This is a genomic window from Kitasatospora sp. NPDC101176 (assembly GCF_044768035.1).
Lineage (GTDB): Bacteria > Actinomycetota > Actinomycetes > Streptomycetales > Streptomycetaceae > Kitasatospora.
In genome coordinates, this window is sequence record NZ_JBIWPA010000032.1 from 38414 (window position 1) to 55410 (window position 16997).

At 70.5% G+C, this 16997-nt stretch carries 15 protein-coding genes and 1 tRNA gene; 7 read left to right on the forward strand and 9 right to left on the reverse strand.

Annotation, left to right across the window (positions count from 1 at the left end; all coding sequences use genetic code 11):
- Nucleotides 1-129: 129 nt before the first annotated feature.
- Entirely contained in the window at nucleotides 130-1560 is a 1431-nt protein-coding gene (pyk, locus tag ACIRS1_RS31420) for a pyruvate kinase (protein WP_360212435.1), read from the forward strand.
- A gap of 44 nt (nucleotides 1561-1604) precedes the next feature.
- Here the strand turns inward: pyk and ACIRS1_RS31425 are convergent, their stop codons facing one another.
- Together ACIRS1_RS31425 and ACIRS1_RS31430 are read right to left on the reverse strand one after the other, a co-directional pair.
- Nucleotides 1605-2390, reverse strand: coding sequence for a helix-turn-helix domain-containing protein (locus ACIRS1_RS31425; RefSeq protein ID WP_402845561.1), 786 nt, complete (start codon nucleotides 2388-2390; stop codon nucleotides 1605-1607).
- A gap of 119 nt (nucleotides 2391-2509) precedes the next feature.
- Nucleotides 2510-2583 (reverse strand) — tRNA-Leu (locus ACIRS1_RS31430).
- Between the two features lie 100 nt (nucleotides 2584-2683).
- Between ACIRS1_RS31430 and ACIRS1_RS31435 the strand changes: the two genes are divergently transcribed.
- Complete coding sequence (locus ACIRS1_RS31435; protein ID WP_360212431.1) at nucleotides 2684-3340, forward strand: response regulator; 657 nt, start codon at nucleotides 2684-2686, stop codon at nucleotides 3338-3340.
- Nucleotides 3341-3418: 78 nt separating this feature from the next.
- Here ACIRS1_RS31435 and ACIRS1_RS31440 read toward each other — a convergent pair whose 3' ends face one another.
- The 6 genes from ACIRS1_RS31440 to ACIRS1_RS31465 all read right to left on the reverse strand — a co-directional run bounded on the left by ACIRS1_RS31440 (nucleotide 3419) and on the right by ACIRS1_RS31465 (nucleotide 10254).
- The gene (locus ACIRS1_RS31440; RefSeq protein ID WP_360212429.1) at nucleotides 3419-4135 is read right to left on the reverse strand and encodes an ABC transporter ATP-binding protein; all 717 of its coding nucleotides are present in this window, start codon (nucleotides 4133-4135) and stop codon (nucleotides 3419-3421) included.
- The gene (locus ACIRS1_RS31445) at nucleotides 4132-4938 is read right to left on the reverse strand and encodes an ABC transporter ATP-binding protein (protein ID WP_360212496.1); all 807 of its coding nucleotides are present in this window, start codon (nucleotides 4936-4938) and stop codon (nucleotides 4132-4134) included. The genes ACIRS1_RS31440 and ACIRS1_RS31445 overlap by 4 nt, the downstream gene beginning before the upstream one ends.
- Before the next feature lie 8 nt (nucleotides 4939-4946).
- On the reverse strand, nucleotides 4947-6878 hold the full coding sequence (locus tag ACIRS1_RS31450) for a branched-chain amino acid ABC transporter permease (RefSeq protein ID WP_402845619.1): 1932 nt from the start codon (nucleotides 6876-6878) through the stop codon (nucleotides 4947-4949).
- Nucleotides 6879-6883: 5 nt separating this feature from the next.
- Nucleotides 6884-7813 carry a branched-chain amino acid ABC transporter permease gene (locus tag ACIRS1_RS31455; protein ID WP_360212427.1) on the reverse strand — a complete coding sequence of 310 codons (930 nt, stop codon included), beginning with the start codon at nucleotides 7811-7813 and terminating at the stop codon, nucleotides 6884-6886.
- A gap of 150 nt (nucleotides 7814-7963) precedes the next feature.
- On the reverse strand, nucleotides 7964-9199 hold the full coding sequence (locus tag ACIRS1_RS31460) for a branched-chain amino acid ABC transporter substrate-binding protein (RefSeq protein WP_360212426.1): 1236 nt from the start codon (nucleotides 9197-9199) through the stop codon (nucleotides 7964-7966).
- A 590-nt stretch (nucleotides 9200-9789) separates the two neighbouring features.
- Nucleotides 9790-10254 (reverse strand): hotdog fold thioesterase, encoded by a 465-nt coding sequence (locus ACIRS1_RS31465; protein ID WP_360212424.1) that lies wholly within the window; start codon nucleotides 10252-10254, stop codon nucleotides 9790-9792.
- 304 nt (nucleotides 10255-10558) lie between these two features.
- Between ACIRS1_RS31465 and polA the strand changes: the two genes are divergently transcribed.
- The 3 genes from polA to ACIRS1_RS31480 all read left to right on the forward strand — a co-directional run bounded on the left by polA (nucleotide 10559) and on the right by ACIRS1_RS31480 (nucleotide 15115).
- Nucleotides 10559-13246: a DNA polymerase I gene (gene polA / locus ACIRS1_RS31470; protein WP_402845620.1), complete on the forward strand. Its 2688-nt coding sequence runs from the start codon at nucleotides 10559-10561 to the stop codon at nucleotides 13244-13246.
- Nucleotides 13247-13411: 165 nt separating this feature from the next.
- Entirely contained in the window at nucleotides 13412-14185 is a 774-nt protein-coding gene (locus tag ACIRS1_RS31475; RefSeq protein WP_402845564.1) for a GNAT family N-acetyltransferase, read from the forward strand.
- A 264-nt stretch (nucleotides 14186-14449) separates the two neighbouring features.
- A complete protein-coding gene (locus tag ACIRS1_RS31480; protein WP_402845566.1) occupies nucleotides 14450-15115 on the forward strand; it encodes a hypothetical protein in 666 nt (221 codons plus the stop codon).
- 82 nt (nucleotides 15116-15197) lie between these two features.
- On the opposite strand, the gene ACIRS1_RS31485 is transcribed toward ACIRS1_RS31480, so the two are convergent.
- Nucleotides 15198-15788: a hypothetical protein gene (locus ACIRS1_RS31485; RefSeq protein WP_402845568.1), complete on the reverse strand. Its 591-nt coding sequence runs from the start codon at nucleotides 15786-15788 to the stop codon at nucleotides 15198-15200.
- 159 nt (nucleotides 15789-15947) lie between these two features.
- On the opposite strand from ACIRS1_RS31485, the gene ACIRS1_RS31490 reads away from it, so the two are divergent.
- Together ACIRS1_RS31490 and ACIRS1_RS31495 are read left to right on the forward strand one after the other, a co-directional pair.
- A complete protein-coding gene (locus ACIRS1_RS31490) occupies nucleotides 15948-16886 on the forward strand; it encodes a helix-turn-helix domain-containing protein (protein WP_402845569.1) in 939 nt (312 codons plus the stop codon).
- Nucleotides 16849-16980 carry a DUF397 domain-containing protein gene (locus ACIRS1_RS31495; protein ID WP_402845571.1) on the forward strand — a complete coding sequence of 44 codons (132 nt, stop codon included), beginning with the start codon at nucleotides 16849-16851 and terminating at the stop codon, nucleotides 16978-16980. Before ACIRS1_RS31490 ends, ACIRS1_RS31495 begins: the two co-directional genes overlap by 38 nt.
- Nucleotides 16981-16997: the final 17 nt, after the last annotated feature.

Genomic DNA, 16997 nt, shown 5'->3' on the forward strand with positions numbered 1-16997 from the left:
GCCCCCGACGGCTCCTCGCACACCGGTCCGAGGGCGTGTCAGATTGTTCAACTCTCCTTACCGCAAAGGTCATCCCGCGGTTCGGACCCGCCTCGTGGTTACGCGCCGGTAATGCCTAGTCTCAGCACTATGCGCCGAGCAAAAATCGTCTGCACCCTCGGGCCGGCCACCGACTCGTACGACCAGATCAAAACCCTGGTCGACGCCGGAATGGACATCGCCCGCCTCAACCTCAGCCACGGCTCCCACGTCGAACACGAGGAGCGCTACCGCCGCGTCCGCAAAGCCGCCGACGAGACCGGCCGCAGCGTCGGCGTCCTCGTCGACCTTCAAGGCCCGAAGATCCGGCTCGACACCTTCGCCCACGGCCCCGTACTTCTCGAACGCGGCGACGAGTTCACGATCTCCACCGACAACGGCGTCGTCGGGGACAAGGACATCTGCGGCACCACCTACCCCGGCCTCGCCGAGGACGTCACCCCCGGCGAACTCATCCTCGTCGACGACGGCCGTGTCACCCTCGAAGTCGCCGAGGTCGACGGACCCCGCGTCCGCTGCCTCGTCCTCGAAGGCGGCCTCGTCTCCGACCACAAGGGCCTCAACCTCCCCGGCGTCGCCGTCTCCGTCCCCGCGCTCAGCGACAAGGACGTCGCCGACCTGCGGTGGGCGCTGCGCACCGGCGCGGACCTCGTCGCGCTGTCCTTCGTCCGCAGCGGACGCGACATCGAGGACGTCCACCGGATCATGGCCGAGGAGGGGCGTCACGTCCCCGTCATCGCCAAGATCGAGAAGCCGCAGGCCGTGGAGAACCTCGAATCCATCGTCGACGCCTTCGACGGCATCATGGTGGCCCGCGGCGACCTGGGCGTGGAGATGCCCCTCGAACAGGTCCCGCTCGTCCAGAAGCGCGCCGTCAAGCTCGCCAGGCGCAACGCCAAGCCGGTCATCGTCGCCACCCAGATGCTCGACTCGATGATCAACGCCTCCCGCCCCACCCGCGCCGAGGCCTCCGACGTCGCCAACGCCGTCCTCGACGGCACCGACGCGGTGATGCTCTCCGGCGAGACCTCCGTCGGCAAGTACCCCGTCGAGACCGTCCGGACCATGGGCCGCATCATCGAGGCCGCCGAGAACGACGTCCTCGCCGAGGGCCTCCCCCCGCTCACCGCCGGCAACAAGCCCCGCACCCAGGGCGGCGCCGTCGCCCGGGCCGCCGCCGAGATCGGCGACTTCCTGCACGCCAAGTACCTCATCGCGTTCACCCAGTCCGGCGACACCGCCCGCCGCCTCACCCGCTACCGCTCGCCCATCCCCGTCCTCGCCTTCACCTACGAACCCGCCGTCCGCAGCCAACTCGCCCTCACCTGGGGCGTCGAGACCTTCCTCGGCCCCTTCGCCCCGACGACCGACCAGATGGTCGAACAGGTCGACGCCGCACTGCTCTCGCTGGGGCGATGCCAGAAGGGCGACATCGTCGTCATCACCGCCGGCTCCCCACCCGGCCTCGCCGGCTCCACCAACCTCGTCCGCGTCCACCACGTCGGGGCCCTGGACAACTGACCGGCACCGGCCACCGACGGCGGCGCGGCACCCCCGTGCCGCCGTCAGTGCTTGGGGCCGATGTGGGCGTCCATGAGGGCCACGGAGGCCTTGCGGGCGACGGAGATGTTGGCGGCGCCGTTGGAGCGGGAGGCGTGCTTCCACTGGACGCCGACGGCGTCGAGGGTGGCGGTGAAGAGGCCGATGATGTCGGTCGAGGTGTTGGTGAAGAAGTACCGCGGGTATTCGTAGCGCTTCCGGACCCCGGCCACCGTCCGGGTGGTCCAGTTGGTGATCCGGCAGCCGTCGGAGTGGACGAGGCCGCGGAGGAACTCCCAGGGGTGCGCATCCACGATCTCCTGCTGCCACGGCTCCAGGGCTATGGTGCGCTCGTGCTTCCTGCCGGGGCCGTGCTGGGGGAACAGGCAGACGACGTGGTTCGAGTAGACCTTCACGTCGCGGCAGCCGGTTCGGCGAACGCGGCAGGGCGTGTTGTGGGGGAGCACCTGACGCATGGCCTGCTCGACGGAGTCGATGATCCCCGGCCACTTCTCGTCGCACGTGACCTGGAGGCTCTGGGTCTTGCGGTACTCGTTGGGCAGCAGGATGTGTCCGTCGCCGAGATAGAGGCCCAGGAGGTAGGCGTACGAGGAGCGGTTCAACTCGTCGCCGTAGCAGTGCGGGCAGGTGGAGCGTTTGCGGCCGGGAAGCTTGCCGCGTCCGGCGAGGTCGTGGTGCTTCCAGGCGCCGACCGTGCCCTGGGGCACTCCGAGGCGGCGGGACACCTCGGAATTGCGGACGCCCTGGCGGAGCAGGAGGACGGCTTCCTGGCGGGTGGATCGAACGGCCATACGGGTGATCTTCAACACCATGCGCCGAACGCGGAGGTGAATGGAATGGTTTCCACCCGAACGAATGAAGATCGCCAACTGTTGGGTTGCCCCAAATGGCTTTGAAATCGAAGGAAAAGTACCCCGGGTGGGATTCGAACCCACGCTGTCGGCGGTTTGAGCGCCGTGCCTCTGGCCGCTGGGCTACCGGGGCATCCACAGATTCGAAGGTTGCCCCCCGACCCTGCTGACCTCAAACATACCGTGTCTAGGTACCCTCGTGCATGCAGTACCCCGCCGGAACTAGGAGCCCCGTGAGCACCGCCGACGAGCAGGCACAGCCGCTTGAGACCGATACGCCCCAGATCACCCGGATCGTGATCGCCGAGGACGAGGCGCTGATCCGCCTCGACCTCAAGGAGATGCTCGAGGAGGAGGGGTACACCGTCGTCGGCGAGGCCGGGGACGGGGCGACGGCGGTGCGGCTCGTCGAGGAGCTGCAGCCGGACCTCGCGATCTTCGACGTGAAGATGCCGGTGCTGGACGGGCTCTCCGCCGCCGAGCAGATCCACGAGAAGCACCTGGCACCGGTCCTGATGCTGACGGCGTTCTCGCAGCGGGAGCTGGTGGACCGGGCCCGGGACGCGGGTGCGATGGCGTACATCGTGAAGCCGTTCTCCAAGGCCGACCTGGTGCCGGCGATCGAGATGGCGGTGTCGCGGTACACGGAGATGCGGGCGCTGGAGAAGGAGATCGGCGATCTCACCCAGCGGCTGGAGACCCGGAAGCTGGTGGACCGGGCGAAGGGTGTGCTGCAGACGAAGTTCGGGCTGACCGAGCCGGCCGCGTTCCGCTGGATCCAGAAGACGTCGATGGACCGCCGGATGACGATGGCCGCGGTGGCCGAGGCGGTCATCGAGGAGGGCGAGGCCCAGGACCGCAAGAAGGCGGAGGAGGACGCGTCCGAGTAGGACGCCTCCGAGTGGGCGCGGACAACGGGAAGGGCCCGGCGGATCGTGATCCGCCGGGCCCTTCCGTCGTGTCGGGGTTCAGTCCTCGCCGAGGTAGGCCTTGCGGACGGACTCGTCGTGGAGGAGGTCCGCCCCGGTGCCGGAGAGGACGATGCGGCCGGTCTCCATGACGTAGCCGCGGTCGGAGAGGGAGAGCGCGGCCTGGGCGTTCTGCTCGACGAGCAGGATGGTCGTCCCGTCGCCCTTGAGCTCGACGATGGTGGCCATGATCTTCTGCATCATCAGCGGCGACAGGCCCATGGAGGGCTCGTCGAGCATGAGCAGCTTGGGCTGGGACATCAGCGCGCGGCCCATGGCGAGCATCTGCTGCTCGCCGCCGGAGAGCGTGCCGGCGGCCTGGCGGCGGCGTTCGCCGAGGATGGGGAAGAGGGTGTAGGCCCGTTCGACGTCGGCGGCGATGCCGGCGGTGTCGGTCCGCAGGAAGGCCCCGAGGAGGAGGTTCTCCTCGATGGTCATGCGGGGGAAGATGTGCCGCCCCTCGGGGGAGTGGGCGAGCCCGAGGGAGACGATCTTGTGGGCGGGGACGGTGGAGAGGTCCTGGCCGTCGAAGGTGATGCGTCCGGCGGTGGGCTTGAGGAGGCCGGAGAGGGTGCGCAGGGTGGTGGTCTTGCCGGCGCCGTTGGTGCCGATGAGGGTGGTGACCTCGCCCTGGTTCACGGTGAAGCTGATGCCCTTGACGGCTTCGATCTTGCCGTAGGAGACGCGGAGGTCTTCGACCTCGAGGAGCGCGGTCACGGGGTGTCCTCCGGTGCTGCGGTGGTGCCTTCGAGCGGGGCGCCGAGGTAGGCGGTGATGACGCGTTCGTCGTTCTGGACGGTCTCGCGGTCACCCTCGACGATCTTCTGGCCCTGGACGAGCACGGCGGTGCGGTCGCAGAGGTTGAAGATGAAGCGCATGTCGTGCTCGATGACGAGGATGGAGATGCCGCGGTCGCGGATGGCGAAGACGAGTTCCTCGGCGGCGCGGGTCTCCTGGGGGTTCATGCCGGCGGTGGGTTCGTCGAGCAGCAGGAGGCCGGGGTCGGAGGCGAGGGCGCGGGCGATCTCGAGCTTGCGCTGCTCGCCGTAGGGGAGGTTGCGGGCGAGGTGGTCGGCCTTGTCCGCGAGGCCGGTGAAGGCGAGGAGCTCCATGGCCTTCTCGCGGCTCTCGGCTTCGGCCCGGTGGTAGGCGGGGCCGCGCAGGATGGCCGAGAAGATGCCCTCCTTGGTGCGGCTGTGGCGGCCGACGAGCACGTTCTCCAGGACGGTCATGTTGGCGAAGAGCCGGATGTTCTGGAAGGTGCGGGCGATGCCGGCCTGGGTGACGAGGTGGGGCTTGGGCGGCAGGAGGGTGTCGCGGTAGCGGACGGCGCCCTCGGTGGGGACGTAGAGGCCGGTGAGGCAGTTGAAGAAGGTGGTCTTGCCGGCGCCGTTGGGGCCGATGAGGCCGATGATCTCGCCCTCGCGGACGGTGAGGCTGACGTCGTTGACGGCGGTGAGGCCGCCGAAGCGCATGGTGACGCCGGTGACTTCGAGCAGGGGTGCGGCGGTGGTGGTCATCTGGGTGGTCACGCCCCTGCCTTGGTGAGTGCGACGTCGTCGCCGGTGGACTGGGCGGGGATGGCGGCCTCGTGGAACTCCAGTCGGCTGCGGCGGTTGGGGATGAGGCCCTCGGGGCGGACGCGCATGAGGACGATGAGGGCGGCGCCGAAGGCGAGCAGCTGGTAGTCGGAGAGGAACTCCAGCTTCTTGGGGATGAGGAAGAGGAGGGTGGCGCCGGCGAGGGGTCCGCTGATGGTGCCCATGCCGCCGAGGATGACGGCGGCGAGCAGGAAGGCGGAGTTCGGCGGCAGCGCCTCGGCGAAGGTGTACTGGTCCGGGGTGACGGTGTAGCTGACGTGGGCCTGGACGGTGCCGGCGAGGCCGGCGAGGCAGGCGCCGAGGGCGAAGGCGAGGAGCTTGAGGCGGAAGCCGTTGATGCCCATGGCCTCGGCGGCGGTCTCGTCCTCGCGGATGGCGACCCAGGCGCGGCCGATGCGGGAGTTGCCGACCCGGGCGAAGACGAGCACGACCAGGGCGGTGACGAGGAGCATCAGCAGGTAGTAGTTGGAGAAGCGGCCGAGTTCGATGCCGGCGACGGTGTGGGGCTTGCCGAGGTCGAAGCCGAAGATCTCCAGGTCCGGGATGCGGGGGATGCCGTTGGAGCCGTTGGTGATCTTGGGGCCGGTGGTGCCGTTCAGGTTGAGCATGGTGATGCGGAAGATCTCGCCGAACCCGAGGGTGACGATGGCGAGGTAGTCGCCGCGCAGCCGCAGGGTCGGGGCGCCGATGAGGACGCCGAAGACCATGGAGACGGCGGCGCCGGTGAGCATCGCGGCCCAGAACGGGAACTGGACGTGGATGGGCGAGGCGGGGGAGCCGGAGACCAGGGCGGCGGCGTAGGCGCCGACGCCGAGGAAGGCGACGTACCCGAGGTCGAGCAGACCGGCGAGGCCGACGACGATGTTGAGGCCGAGGGCGACGGTGGCGAAGATCAGGATGTTGGTGGCGACCGAGGTGTACTGGTCGCTGGTCTGGGTGAACGGGAAGCTGGCCGCGGCGGCGAAGGCGGCGCCGGTGGTGACCGGCCGGTACTTCACGGTGAGGGCGCGCAGCCGGGCGATCAGGCCGGCCTTGGCGAGGGCGGCGACGACCAGGCCGGCGAGCAGCAGGTAGCCGGTGAAGAGCTCGCCGTACTCGGTGTCGATGCCGAAGGTGATCGCGAAGAGCCCGATGCCGAAGGCGGCGACGATGACCAGGATCTCGACCCAGGAGGGGAGTTGGCGGGCCGCGGGGAGCGGGCGCTCGACGGTGCCCAGGCGCAGCCGGCTGTTGGCGAGGTGTCCGAGCTGGAGGAGCAGGACGGCGCCGGTGGCGATGGCGAGGGCGCCGGCGAGGGCGGTCATCACCGGGGCGACGGGCTTGTCGCCGGGGATGGCGTGGGCGGCGAACCAGCCGACGGGGGCGGCGGGGACGAGCAGGAAGAGGCGCTTGTCCAGGACGCGCAGCGGCACGTGGGTGCGGCGGTCCAGGGGGAGGCCGAGGGCGCCGACGAGGGAGAGGATGCCGCCGGCGGCGAGGACCCAGCCGCCGGGTTCGAGGTTGGCGAGGCCACCGAGTTCGACGGAGATCGCGGTGACGGAGAAGGCGCTGATGGCGAGGGCGCCGGTGGCCGCGTAGAGGACGGCGTTGTTGCTGCCGCTGGGGGCGGCCCAGCGCAGGCCGGGGACGCCCTGGGTGGCGAGGAGCAGGGCGAGGGTGAGCAGTCCTGCGGTGAGGGCGAGCCACTGGAGGCCGGCGGGGGAGCCGGTGTAGGTGAGGTCGCCGGGGAAGTCCGGGGTCCAGGTCCAGGAGAGGGCGGCGGAGGCCGCGGTGGCGAGGGCGCCGAGGCCGGTGAGCGCGGTGGCGGCACGGGCCGGGAGGGGGATGACCGGGGTGGTTTCGGTGCTGGTGGTGGTCATGGTGGTCACGCCCTGTCCGCGACGCGCTCGCCGAGCAGGCCCTGGGGCCGGACGAGGAGCACGAGGATGAGGAGTACGAAGGCCCAGACGTCCTTCCAGGCACCGCCGCCGAAGAGGTGCATGCCGGGGAGGTGCTGGATGTAGCCGGTGGCGAGGCTCTCGGCGAGGCCGAGGGCGACGCCGCCGAGCATGGCTCCGTAGATGTTGCCGATGCCGCCGAGGACGGCGGCGGTGAAGGCCTTGAGGCCGAGCAGGAAGCCCATGCGGAAGTCGACCTGGCCGCTGCGCAGGCCGTAGGCGATGGCGGCGACGGCGGCGAACGCGGCGCCGATGGCGAAGGCCATGACGATGATGCGGTCGGTGTCGATGCCCATGAGCTTGGCGGTGTCGGGGTCCTGGCTGGTGGCCTGCATGGCGCGGCCGGAGCGGGTGCGGGTGACGAACCAGCCGAGGGCGAGCATGCACAGCGGGGCGGCGATGATCAGGAAGAGGTCGCTGCGCTGCACGGTGATGGAACCGAGGCTGAAGGGGTCGCCGGGGATCTTGGGGAAGACCCGGGCCTTCTTGGCGTCGGGGTAGAAGGAGAAGACGAGCTGCTGCAGGAAGATGGAGAGCCCGATGGCGGTGATGAGGGGGGCGAGTCGGGGGGCGTTGCGCAGGGGCCGGTAGGCGAAGCGCTCGGCGGCGACGGCGGTGAGGGTGGAGACCAGGATGCCGGCGATCAGCATCAGCGGTAGGGCCAGCCAGAGGGTGGTGCCGCCGGGGAGGGCGAGGTAGGCGGTCAGGGCGCCGAAGCCGCCGACCATGACGATCTCGCCGTGGGCGAAGTTGATGAGCTGGACGATGCCGTAGACCATCGTGTAGCCGATCGCGACGAGCCCGTAGAGGGCTCCGAGGATCAGGCCGTTGGCCAGCTGCTGCGGTAGGTCGTGCACCGCTGGGCCTCCGTTGTGCGTTCGGGGGTGTCCGCGTGGGTGGTGGATGTGGGGGCGCGCGGGGGCACTCGTGGCGCCCCCGCGCGCTGTGGTGCTGGTGTGTGTCCGGGTGGCCGGGGGCCGGCCCTCGGGGGGCCGGCCCGGGGCGGGTCAGCCCTTGAAGGTGCCGGACTTCTCCACGGCCCACTTGCCGTCCTTGACGGTGTAGACGGTGAGCTGCTTGTTGGTGGTGTCGCCGAACTCGTCGAAGGAGACGGTGCCGGTGACGCCGTTGAAGGAGACCTTCTGGACGGCGTCGACGACGGCGGCGCGCGGGTTGGCGGGGAGCTTGCCGTTGTTGGCGCTGACGACGTTCTTCACGGCCTGGATGATGGCCCAGGCGCTGTCGTAGGAGTAGCCGCCGTAGGTCTCGTAGGCGTCCTTGTAGCCGCCGGCCTTGTAGTCAGAGATGAACTTGGCGGCGGTGGGGAGCTGCTCGACGGGCAGGCCGACGGCGGTGGCGAAGTCGCCCTGGCTCTTGGGGTTGAGCTTGATGAAGTCGCCGCTCTGGATGCCGTCGCCACCCATCAGGGGGATGTTGACGCCGGCCTCCTTGAGCTGGAGGGAGAGCGGGCCGGCCGCGGGGTACTCGCCGCCGTAGTAGACGGCCTCGGCGCCGGAGCTCTTGACCTTGGTGACGATGGCGGAGAAGTCGCGGTCGTCGGGGTTGACGTGCTCCTCGCCGACGATGGTGCCGCCCTGCTTGGTGAACTCGCCCTTGAAGGTGGCGGCGAGGCCGGCGCCGTAGGTCTTCTGGTCGTCGATGAGGAAGACCTTGGTCTTCTTGGCGTCCTGGAAGAGGTACTGGGCGGCGAACGGGCCCTGGACGGCGTCGGTGGTGGAGGTGCGGAAGTAGGACTTGAAGGGGCGCTTCTTGTCGCCGGTGGCCCACTTCTCGCCCTGGCTGAGGGCGACGCCGGTGTTGGCGGGGGAGACCTCGGCGAGGTTGGCGTCGTTGAAGATCTGCTGCATCGACTGGGCGACGCTGGAGTTGAGCGGGCCGACGACGCCGAGCACGCTGCTGTCGGCGACGAGCTGGGTGGCGTTCTGCTGGCCGGGGGCGGGCTTGGCGGTGTCGTCGAGGGCCTTGATCTGGAATTTGACCCCGGGGACCTCGTTGGACTCGTTGGCCTTCTTGACGGCGAGGTCCACGGAGTTGCGGATGCCGAGGCCGAGGGCGGAGAGGTCGCCGGTGAGCGGCGCGTCGACACCGATGGTGACGGTGGTGGAGCCGCCGCCGGTGGCGCCCCCGTCGCCGGACTTCTTCTCGTCGCGGGAGCCGCAGGCGCTCAGGCTGAGGGCGCCGATGACGGCAATGCTCACGACAACTGCTGCACGATGACGCACGGGGGTCCCCTTCGGTTCAGGAGGCGCCGCGCCTGAGTGGCGGGAGCCGGGGTGCGCGGAGGGCCTGGCCCAATCCGGTGGCGCGGTGACTGGCCGTGACTCTAGATGCCGTTGGGCGGCTCGGGCAGTGGTGCGGCGAGGCTGTGATTCTCTTGTTATGAGCACACGTAGCAGTTGTCTCAGCATGTGGTCGTTTCGGCCCGGCCGACCCAGTGATATCGGGGAGGTAAGGGCTGATCGGGCCATGTAAGGCCCAGAAATGGGGGTCACGGCTGGCTGCGTCGATAATCGGACATGGATGTCCGATGTGCGTGTTCCGACCGTGCACGTCCGGAATCCGGACATCAGGGGCGCGGTGAAGGGGTTCCGTGGTATTCGCGAGCCGCGGAACCGGCCGGTGCTTGGATTTCAAACTTATTACGCAGCGTTACAAAAATGGTATATCTGCGCGGAGCCCGCCGACTGCCCCCGGGCATGCCGCCGCCCCCTTGTCTGGACCAACGCCTGCCCAGCCGGGCGGACGGTCAAACAAGGGGGCGGCCAAGGGATGTGACGGACGGTCGGCCCGACGGGGCGGGGCCGATCCGGGGTCAGAGGTCGCGCAGCATGCAGGTCAGCCGGCAGCTGGTGATCCGCTTGCCGGTGTCGTCGGTGATCGCGATCTCGTAGGTGGCGGCGGTGCGCCCCTTGAACACGGCCGTCGCGACCCCGGTGACCAGCCCGGAGGTGGCCGAGCGGTGGTGGGTGGCGTTGAGGTCCACGCCGACCGCGTACCGGCCGGGGCCGGCGTGCAGCATCGCGCCGATCGAGCCCAGCGTCTCGGCCAGGGCGGCGGACGCCCCGCCGTGCAGCAGGCCGTACGGCTGCTGGTTGCCCTCCACGGGCATGGTGCCGACGACCCGGTCGCCGGAGGCCTCCACGATCCGGATGCCGAGCTTCTCGCCGAGGTGGCCGCCGGAGAAGGTGCCCGGATCGACGCCGAGCTTGGCGAAGTGGTCCAGCACGTCCTGCGGGACCTTCAGGACGGGTGCCGCGTCGGGGGCCGCTTCGGTCATGGGGGAGCTCCTGCCGTTCGGGGGGTCGCGTCGTCGTGCTGCCTGTGATCGTACGACCGTCCTACTCGGGGGTAGCGGCGACGCCGGGCTGGCGTGGCGGCTCCGGCGCCCGTGCGGTGCCGCTGCTCCGGCCCGGTCGGCGCGGTGGCCCCGGCCCGGTCGGCGCGGCGCCCCTTTTGTCGGTGCCGGGCCATAGGATCGGTGGCCGGTAGTGGAATCGGCAGGAACGGACGTTGACGTGGCTACGCAGAGTACGGACAAGGGCGCGACGGGTGGCGGCGGGGCCGGCCCGCGGCCCCGGCTGATGCTGCTCGACGGGCACTCGATGGCCTACCGGGCCTTCTACGCCCTGCCCGTGGAGAACTTCAACACCTCCACCGGCCAGCCCACCAACGCGGTCTACGGCTTCGCGTCGATGCTCGCCAACACCGTCCGCGACGAGCAGCCCACCCACCTCGCCGTCGCCTTCGACCTCTCCCGGCAGACCTTCCGCTCCGTCGAGTTCCCCGACTACAAGGCCAACCGCGCCAAGACCCCCGACGAGTTCCGCAGCCAGGTCGGCCTGATCGGCGAACTCCTCGACGCCATGAACGTCCCCCGGATCACCGCCGAGGGCTTCGAGGCCGACGACATCATCGCCACCCTGGCCACCGCCGCCGAGGCGGCCGGCTACGACGTCGACATCGTCACCGGGGACCGCGACTCCCTCCAGCTGGTCACCGAGCACGTCACCGTGCTCTACCCGACCAAGGGCGTCTCCGAACTCACCCGCTACACCCCGGAGAAGGTCGCCGAGAAGTACGGGGTCACCCCGCGCCAGTACCCCGACCTCGCGGCCCTGCGCGGCGACCCGTCCGACAACCTGCCCGGCATCCCCGGCGTCGGCGAGAAGACCGCCGCCAAGTGGGTCAACCAGTTCGGGTCCTTCGACGAACTGGTCTCCCGCGCCGACGAGGTGAAGGGCAAGATCGGCGAGAAGCTGCGCGACAACCTCGACTCGGTCAAGCGCAACCGCGTCCTCACCGAGCTGGTCCGCGACGTCGAACTCCCGCTCGGCGTCGCCGACCTGGCCCGCTCGGCGTTCGACCGGGACGCCGTCGGCACCCTCATGGAGTCCCTCGAGTTCCGCAACGCCAACTTCCGCGACCGCGTCTTCGGCATCGACCCGACCACCGGCGCCGAGGAGGCCGCGGCCGAGCTCGCCCCCGGCGTCGAGGTCGACGGCGAACTGCTCACCGACCCGGGCACCCTGGCCGCCTGGCTGCGCGAGCACGCCGCCGACGGCAAGACCCCGGTCGCCCTGGCCGCCGTCTACCAGTGGGCGCTCGGCACCGGCGAGGTCACCGAGATCGCCCTCGCCGCGGGCGAGACGGCCGCCTGGTTCGACCCGGCCCTGCTCGCCGAGGAGGACGAGCGGGCCCTCGCCGGCTGGCTCGCCGACCCGGCCGCCCCCAAGGCCCTGCACATCGCCAAGCAGGTCATGCGCGCCTTCGCCGAGCGCGGCTGGACCATCGAGGGCGTCGTCGCCGACACCGCGCTCGCCGCCTACCTGGAGAAGCCCGGCCGCCGCACCTTCACCCTGGAGGTGCTCGCCGAGGAGTACCTGGCCCGCTCGCTCACCCCGGCGCCCGCCACCGAGAGCGGTCAACTCGCCTTCGACGCCCCCGAGGAGGACCCGACCGCGGGCGCCCAGGCGCTGATGCTCCAGGCCCGCGCCGTCCTCGACCTCGCCGCGCTCTTCGACACCCGCCTCGGCGAGGTCGGCGCCACCGGCCTGCTGCGCGACATGGAACTGCCCATCGCCGCCCTGCTCGCCCGCATGGAGCGCTACGGCATCGCGGCCGACCGCGAGTGGCTCACCGGGCTGGAGGCCCAGTTCGCCGCCGAGATCCAGCGCGTGGTCGAGGAGGCGCACGCCGCCGCCGGGCACGAGTTCAACCTCGGCTCGCCCAAGCAGCTCCAGGAGATCCTCTTCGGCGAGCTCGCCCTCCCCAAGACCAAGAAGATCAAGACCGGCTACACCACCGACGCCGACGCGCTCACCTGGCTCGCCACCCAGACCGACAACGAACTCCCGGTCATCCTGCTGCGCCACCGCGACCAGGCCAAGCTGCGCACCACCGTCGAGGGCCTGCTCAAGACCGTCTCGCCCAAGGGCCGCATCCACACCACCTTCAACCAGATGGTCGCCGCCACCGGCAGGCTCTCCTCGCAGGACCCGAACCTGCAGAACATCCCCGTCCGCACCGAGGAGGGCCGCGCCATCCGCCGCGCCTTCGTGGTCGGCGCGGGCTACGAGTCGCTGCTCACCGCGGACTACTCGCAGATCGAGCTGCGGATCATGGCGCACCTCTCCGAGGACGAGGCCCTGATCGAGGCCTTCGCCACCGGCGAGGACCTGCACACCACCGTCGCCTCCCAGGTCTTCGAGGTCCCTGGCGACGCGGTGGACGCCGAGATGCGCCGCAAGATCAAGGCGATGTCCTACGGCCTCGCCTACGGCCTCTCCGCCTACGGCCTCTCCCAGCAGCTCAGCATCAAGCCCGCCGAGGCCCAGGGCCTCATGGACACCTACTTCGAGCGCTTCGGCGGCGTCCGCGACTACCTGCGCCGGGTCGTCGACGAGGCCCGCGCCACCGGCTACACCGAGACCCTCCTGGGCCGGCGCCGCTACCTGCCGGACCTCAACAGCGACAACCGCCAGCGCCGCGAGATGGCCGAGCGGATGGCCCTCAACGCCCCCATCCAGGGCTCGGCCGCCGACATCGTCAAGATCGCCATGCTCCGGGTCGACGAGGCCCTGCGCGCGGCCGGACTCACCTCCCGGATGCTGCTCCAGGTGCACGACGAAATCGTCCTGGAGCTCGCACCGGGCGAGCGCGAGCAGGTCGAGGCGATCGTCCGCGAGCAGATGGCCGGCGCCTACCCGCTGCGCGCCCCGCTGGACGTCTCGGTCGGCGTCGGCGCCAACTGGGAGGCCGCCGCGCACTGACGCGCGCCGCGCATGGCGACGGGCCGCGTACTGACGCGCTCCGCGCAAGGAGACGGGCCCGGGCACCACCGGTGCCCGGGCCCGTCGCCGTCCGTGCCGGTGGCCCGTCGGGTCCGTGGGGAATTGGACCGTGCGGCGGGTCAATCTCGTACTAGCGTAGGCGCAATGACAACGGGATCCCCTTCGACCGACCAGACCGTCTCCCTGGCCGAGGCGCCGATGCGTCAGGCCCGCAACTCCGCCGCCTTCTGGGCCGCGACCGGCCGAGCCCGGGGGCACGAGGTGATCCGGCGCCGCGGATTCCTCGCGGTCGACGGCGACGAGCGCGCCGGCCTGCGGATCCTGATCCAGGAGCCCGACCTCGCCCCGGGCGAACTGGCCGAGCTGAGCGAGCTGGCCCGCCGGGCCACGGGCCAGGTGTACGCCGAGGATCCGTACAGCGCGACCGACCTGAACCACCTGGGCATGCGCAACTGGCAGATGCCGGTCATGCTGCGCCTGCCCGGGCCCGTCGGCGCACCGGCGCTGGACGTCCTCCGGGTGCGGCGGCCCGAGGACCTCCAGGCGGCCGAGCGGGTCGTGATCGAGGGCTTCGAGCTGACCGGGTTCGAGCCCCACCGCCCGGGCGAGCTGTTCCCGATGGACCTGATCGGGCAGCCGGGCGTGGACGTGTTCGTCGCCTCGATCGACGGCGAGGCCGCGGGAGCCTGCGTCAGCGTCGTGGACGACGGTGTCGGCAGCCACTACTGGGTCGCCACCGCGTCGGCGTTCCGGTCGCGCGGCGTGGGGCGGGCCGTCATGCTCGGCGCCCTCGCCCACCTGGCGGACCTGCCGCTCACGCTCACCGCGTCGAAGCTGGGCCGCCCGCTGTACGAGTCGCTGGGCTACGCCGTCGCGTCGCCCTCGACCTGGTGGGCCTCTCCCGCGGCGGACGCGTAGCGGCCGGACCCACCGGCCTGGCGGTACCCGGGCTGCACGGGAAGTCGGCGGGGCCGACTTCCCGTGCAGCCTGATCGGTCGGACGATGTACCGCTCGGGTGGGATGCCGCGCTCCCGGGCGGTCTCGAACGGGCCGGAGGTCATCCCCACCACGGCCGGGGCCGGCCCCCTGGAGCTGATGAAACGTCAGACGTGTTGATCGTCGCGCGCATTGGCCGCGCCGGGGCTCTGGTCGGTCCTGGTCGGCAGCCCTACGCTTCTGGTATGGCTCTGGATGGCGTCCTGCGCACCGGCCCCGCCTCGACCGACATCGTCCTGCGCGAGGGCGGCGGCACCCGGCGCACTGTGCTGCTGCACTGCCTGACGGCCGCCAGGAACGCGCTGATGGTGCCGGTGGCCCTCATCGTGCCGACCTTCCTGGCGGCGTTCTTCCTGTGGCTCCTCGACGCGGCCGGAGGCACCGTCGCCACGGTGGTCGGAGTGATCGCGGGGGTCGAGTACCTGCTTGCCGTCCCGGCGCTGGCCTGGATGGAGGTGAGCGCCGTCCACCGGATCGAGTTCGCCCCGCCCGAGGCGGCGGAGCGCTACCGGCTGGTTCGGGCCGGGCGCCCCGGCGACTGGCGGCCGCTGACCGAGCTGCCCGCCGTTCGGCTGGAGCGCAGCATCACCGAGCCCTACGAGGGCGATCGCGCGCCGGCCGAGGAGACGCTCCTCGGCCGGCTGGACTTCACCGGTGGGCAGGTGGAGTGGAAGGCGCCCGCCGGCACCGACGCGGCGCGCCTGCAGGAGGCCCTGACCGGGCTGCTCGGCCCCGCCGGCGTCGAGGTGGGACTGATCACCGAGCGCAGCGTGCGGCCCAAGCCCTCGCCGGCGTCCTCCTCGCCGTGGATCTCCGGAGGATCGGGCTCGGCGAACGCGGGCGGCTGCTGAGCTGCTCGGGGCGGGCGGGCGGGCGTAGCGGCGCCGGGCGGCCTTGGACGATCATCGCGCCGGTGGGCCGGGAGTTGCTGTTCTACCGTGGGGGCGACGGTGTGATCTCCACGGGCCGGCTCGACACCGAGGGCATCGTCGCCGAACCGGCCGAAGGCGCTCTGAACCCGGACTGGAGCAGCACCACCGTGCTGACCGCCTGAGATCCGGCACCACCTCCGCCCGCTGAAGCTCTGCAGCTCTGCCGCGGTGACGCTCCGCGGGCCGAAACCCGGACCGCGTAGGAAGTCGGGTGGACCGACTTCCTGCGCGGCGAGCCCAGGGTGACGCTTCCGTCGCCGAGGCGGTGCGCGCCGGGGCCGGTCCAGTAGCGGGCCGGGTGGCCGGTGCGGGTGAGGGAGCGGGTGGCCGCGAGGGAGAGGTGGGCGGCGGTGAGGTCGCCGGTGGTGAACCAGCGGTCGAGGCCGTGGCGGTGGCCGTGGCGGATGCCGCCCACGGCGTCGATCGCGATGAGGAAGAGGTCGATGACGGCGCGGTCGGTCTCGGTGAGGGTGGCGGGGACGTCGAAGACGCCGCGGGCTTCGAGGAGTTCGCCGGTGTCGGCCTCGGAGCCGGGGCGGGGGTCGGTGAGGAGGGCGTCGAAGCGGTGGTTGAGGCGGCGGGTGGCGAGCACAGTGGTGTACCTCGGGGGCGGATGGGGCGCACGGGAGTAGTGCGCAATCACGCTGTGCATGCAGATGATTGCTTTCTGGTGCCAATCATCGAGGCTTCGGGGGTACGGTGATGGCCGAAATCCGGTGCCAGGGGCACATGGTGCGTGAGGGGGCCGGCTGTGGCGCATCGGCGGTTCAAGCGGGAGTTGACGGCCAGTTCGGCGGAGTTGTTCGGCGAGGAGCTGCGGTTCTACCGGGAGGTGGCCGGCTTCACGCAGGAGGAACTGGGCAAGCTCCTGCACTGCAGCCGGACGAACATCACCCGGCACGAGACCGGCCAGCGCCGTATGCCGCCGGATCTGGTGGAGAAGGCAGATGAACTGCTCGACACCGGGGGTGCGCTGAAGCGGCTTTGGGGGAAGGTGGACTGGAATGCTGGGGTTGAACATCCGGATTGGTTTCAGGCCCACGCAGACATGGACTCCGAGGCGCTCAGCGCTCGCGTCTACCAGTGTGGATACATGCATGGCTTGCTTCAGTGCCGCGAGTACGCGCGGGCACTGTTCGCCGCCGGAGGCTCGGCAGCGTTGGTCGAGGAGCGAACGACTGCACGGTTGGCCCGGCAGCAGCGGTTCCTTGTGCAGGACGGCCCTCTGTTGCTCGCCGTTCTCGACGAAAGCACGATTCGCACGGTTCTAGGCGGACCTGAGGTGATGCATCGGCAGATGGTCCACCTGCTGGCCATTGCGGAGTTGACGAACGTGATCATTGAGATCGCACCGTTCGCGGATCGCAGGACCATCATCCCTACGTCGATGGTTCTGCTGGAGATGCCCGACGGGCAGAACTACGTCTACTCGGAGAGCTTGGACCGAGGGCATCCGAGCAATGATCCAGAAGTCGTCGCTGCGCACCGGCGTGCCTATGATCGGCTTCGCAGCGAGGTGCTCCCGGCGAGCAACTCGCTTGCGCTGATCCGCGATGCGCTGGAAGGGTACGAGGATGAGGCGAAACGAGCTCGCCAGAGCCGTCTGGCGGAAGAGCAGCTACAGCGCTCCCAACGGAGGCGACTGCATCGAGGTGGCCCCCGGATTCCCCGGCCTCGTCCCCGTGCGTGACTCCAAGGACCCCCACGGGCCGGCACTGGTCTTCCCGGCCGTGGCGTGGGAAGCCTTCATCGAGGCCGTCCGCGAGGGCGACTTCCCGGCGTAGAACGTCCGACCTCTGCC

Bases quoted from the DNA above. Each gene is read 5' to 3' on its own strand.
- ACIRS1_RS31425 (WP_402845561.1), bottom strand. From the start codon at position 2,390: ATGGCCGTTCGATCCACCCGCCAGGAAGCCGTCCTCCTGCTCCGCCAG.
- ACIRS1_RS31475 (WP_402845564.1), top strand. From the start codon at position 13,412: ATGACAACGGGATCCCCTTCGACCGACCAGACCGTCTCCCTGGCCGAG.
- pyk (WP_360212435.1), top strand. From the start codon at position 130: ATGCGCCGAGCAAAAATCGTCTGCACCCTCGGGCCGGCCACCGACTCG.
- ACIRS1_RS31480 (WP_402845566.1), top strand. From the start codon at position 14,450: ATGGCTCTGGATGGCGTCCTGCGCACCGGCCCCGCCTCGACCGACATC.
- ACIRS1_RS31465 (WP_360212424.1), bottom strand. From the start codon at position 10,254: ATGACCGAAGCGGCCCCCGACGCGGCACCCGTCCTGAAGGTCCCGCAG.
- ACIRS1_RS31445 (WP_360212496.1), bottom strand. From the start codon at position 4,938: ATGACCACCACCGCCGCACCCCTGCTCGAAGTCACCGGCGTCACCATG.
- polA (WP_402845620.1), top strand. From the start codon at position 10,559: ATGCTGCTCGACGGGCACTCGATGGCCTACCGGGCCTTCTACGCCCTG.
- ACIRS1_RS31450 (WP_402845619.1), bottom strand. From the start codon at position 6,878: ATGACCACCACCAGCACCGAAACCACCCCGGTCATCCCCCTCCCGGCC.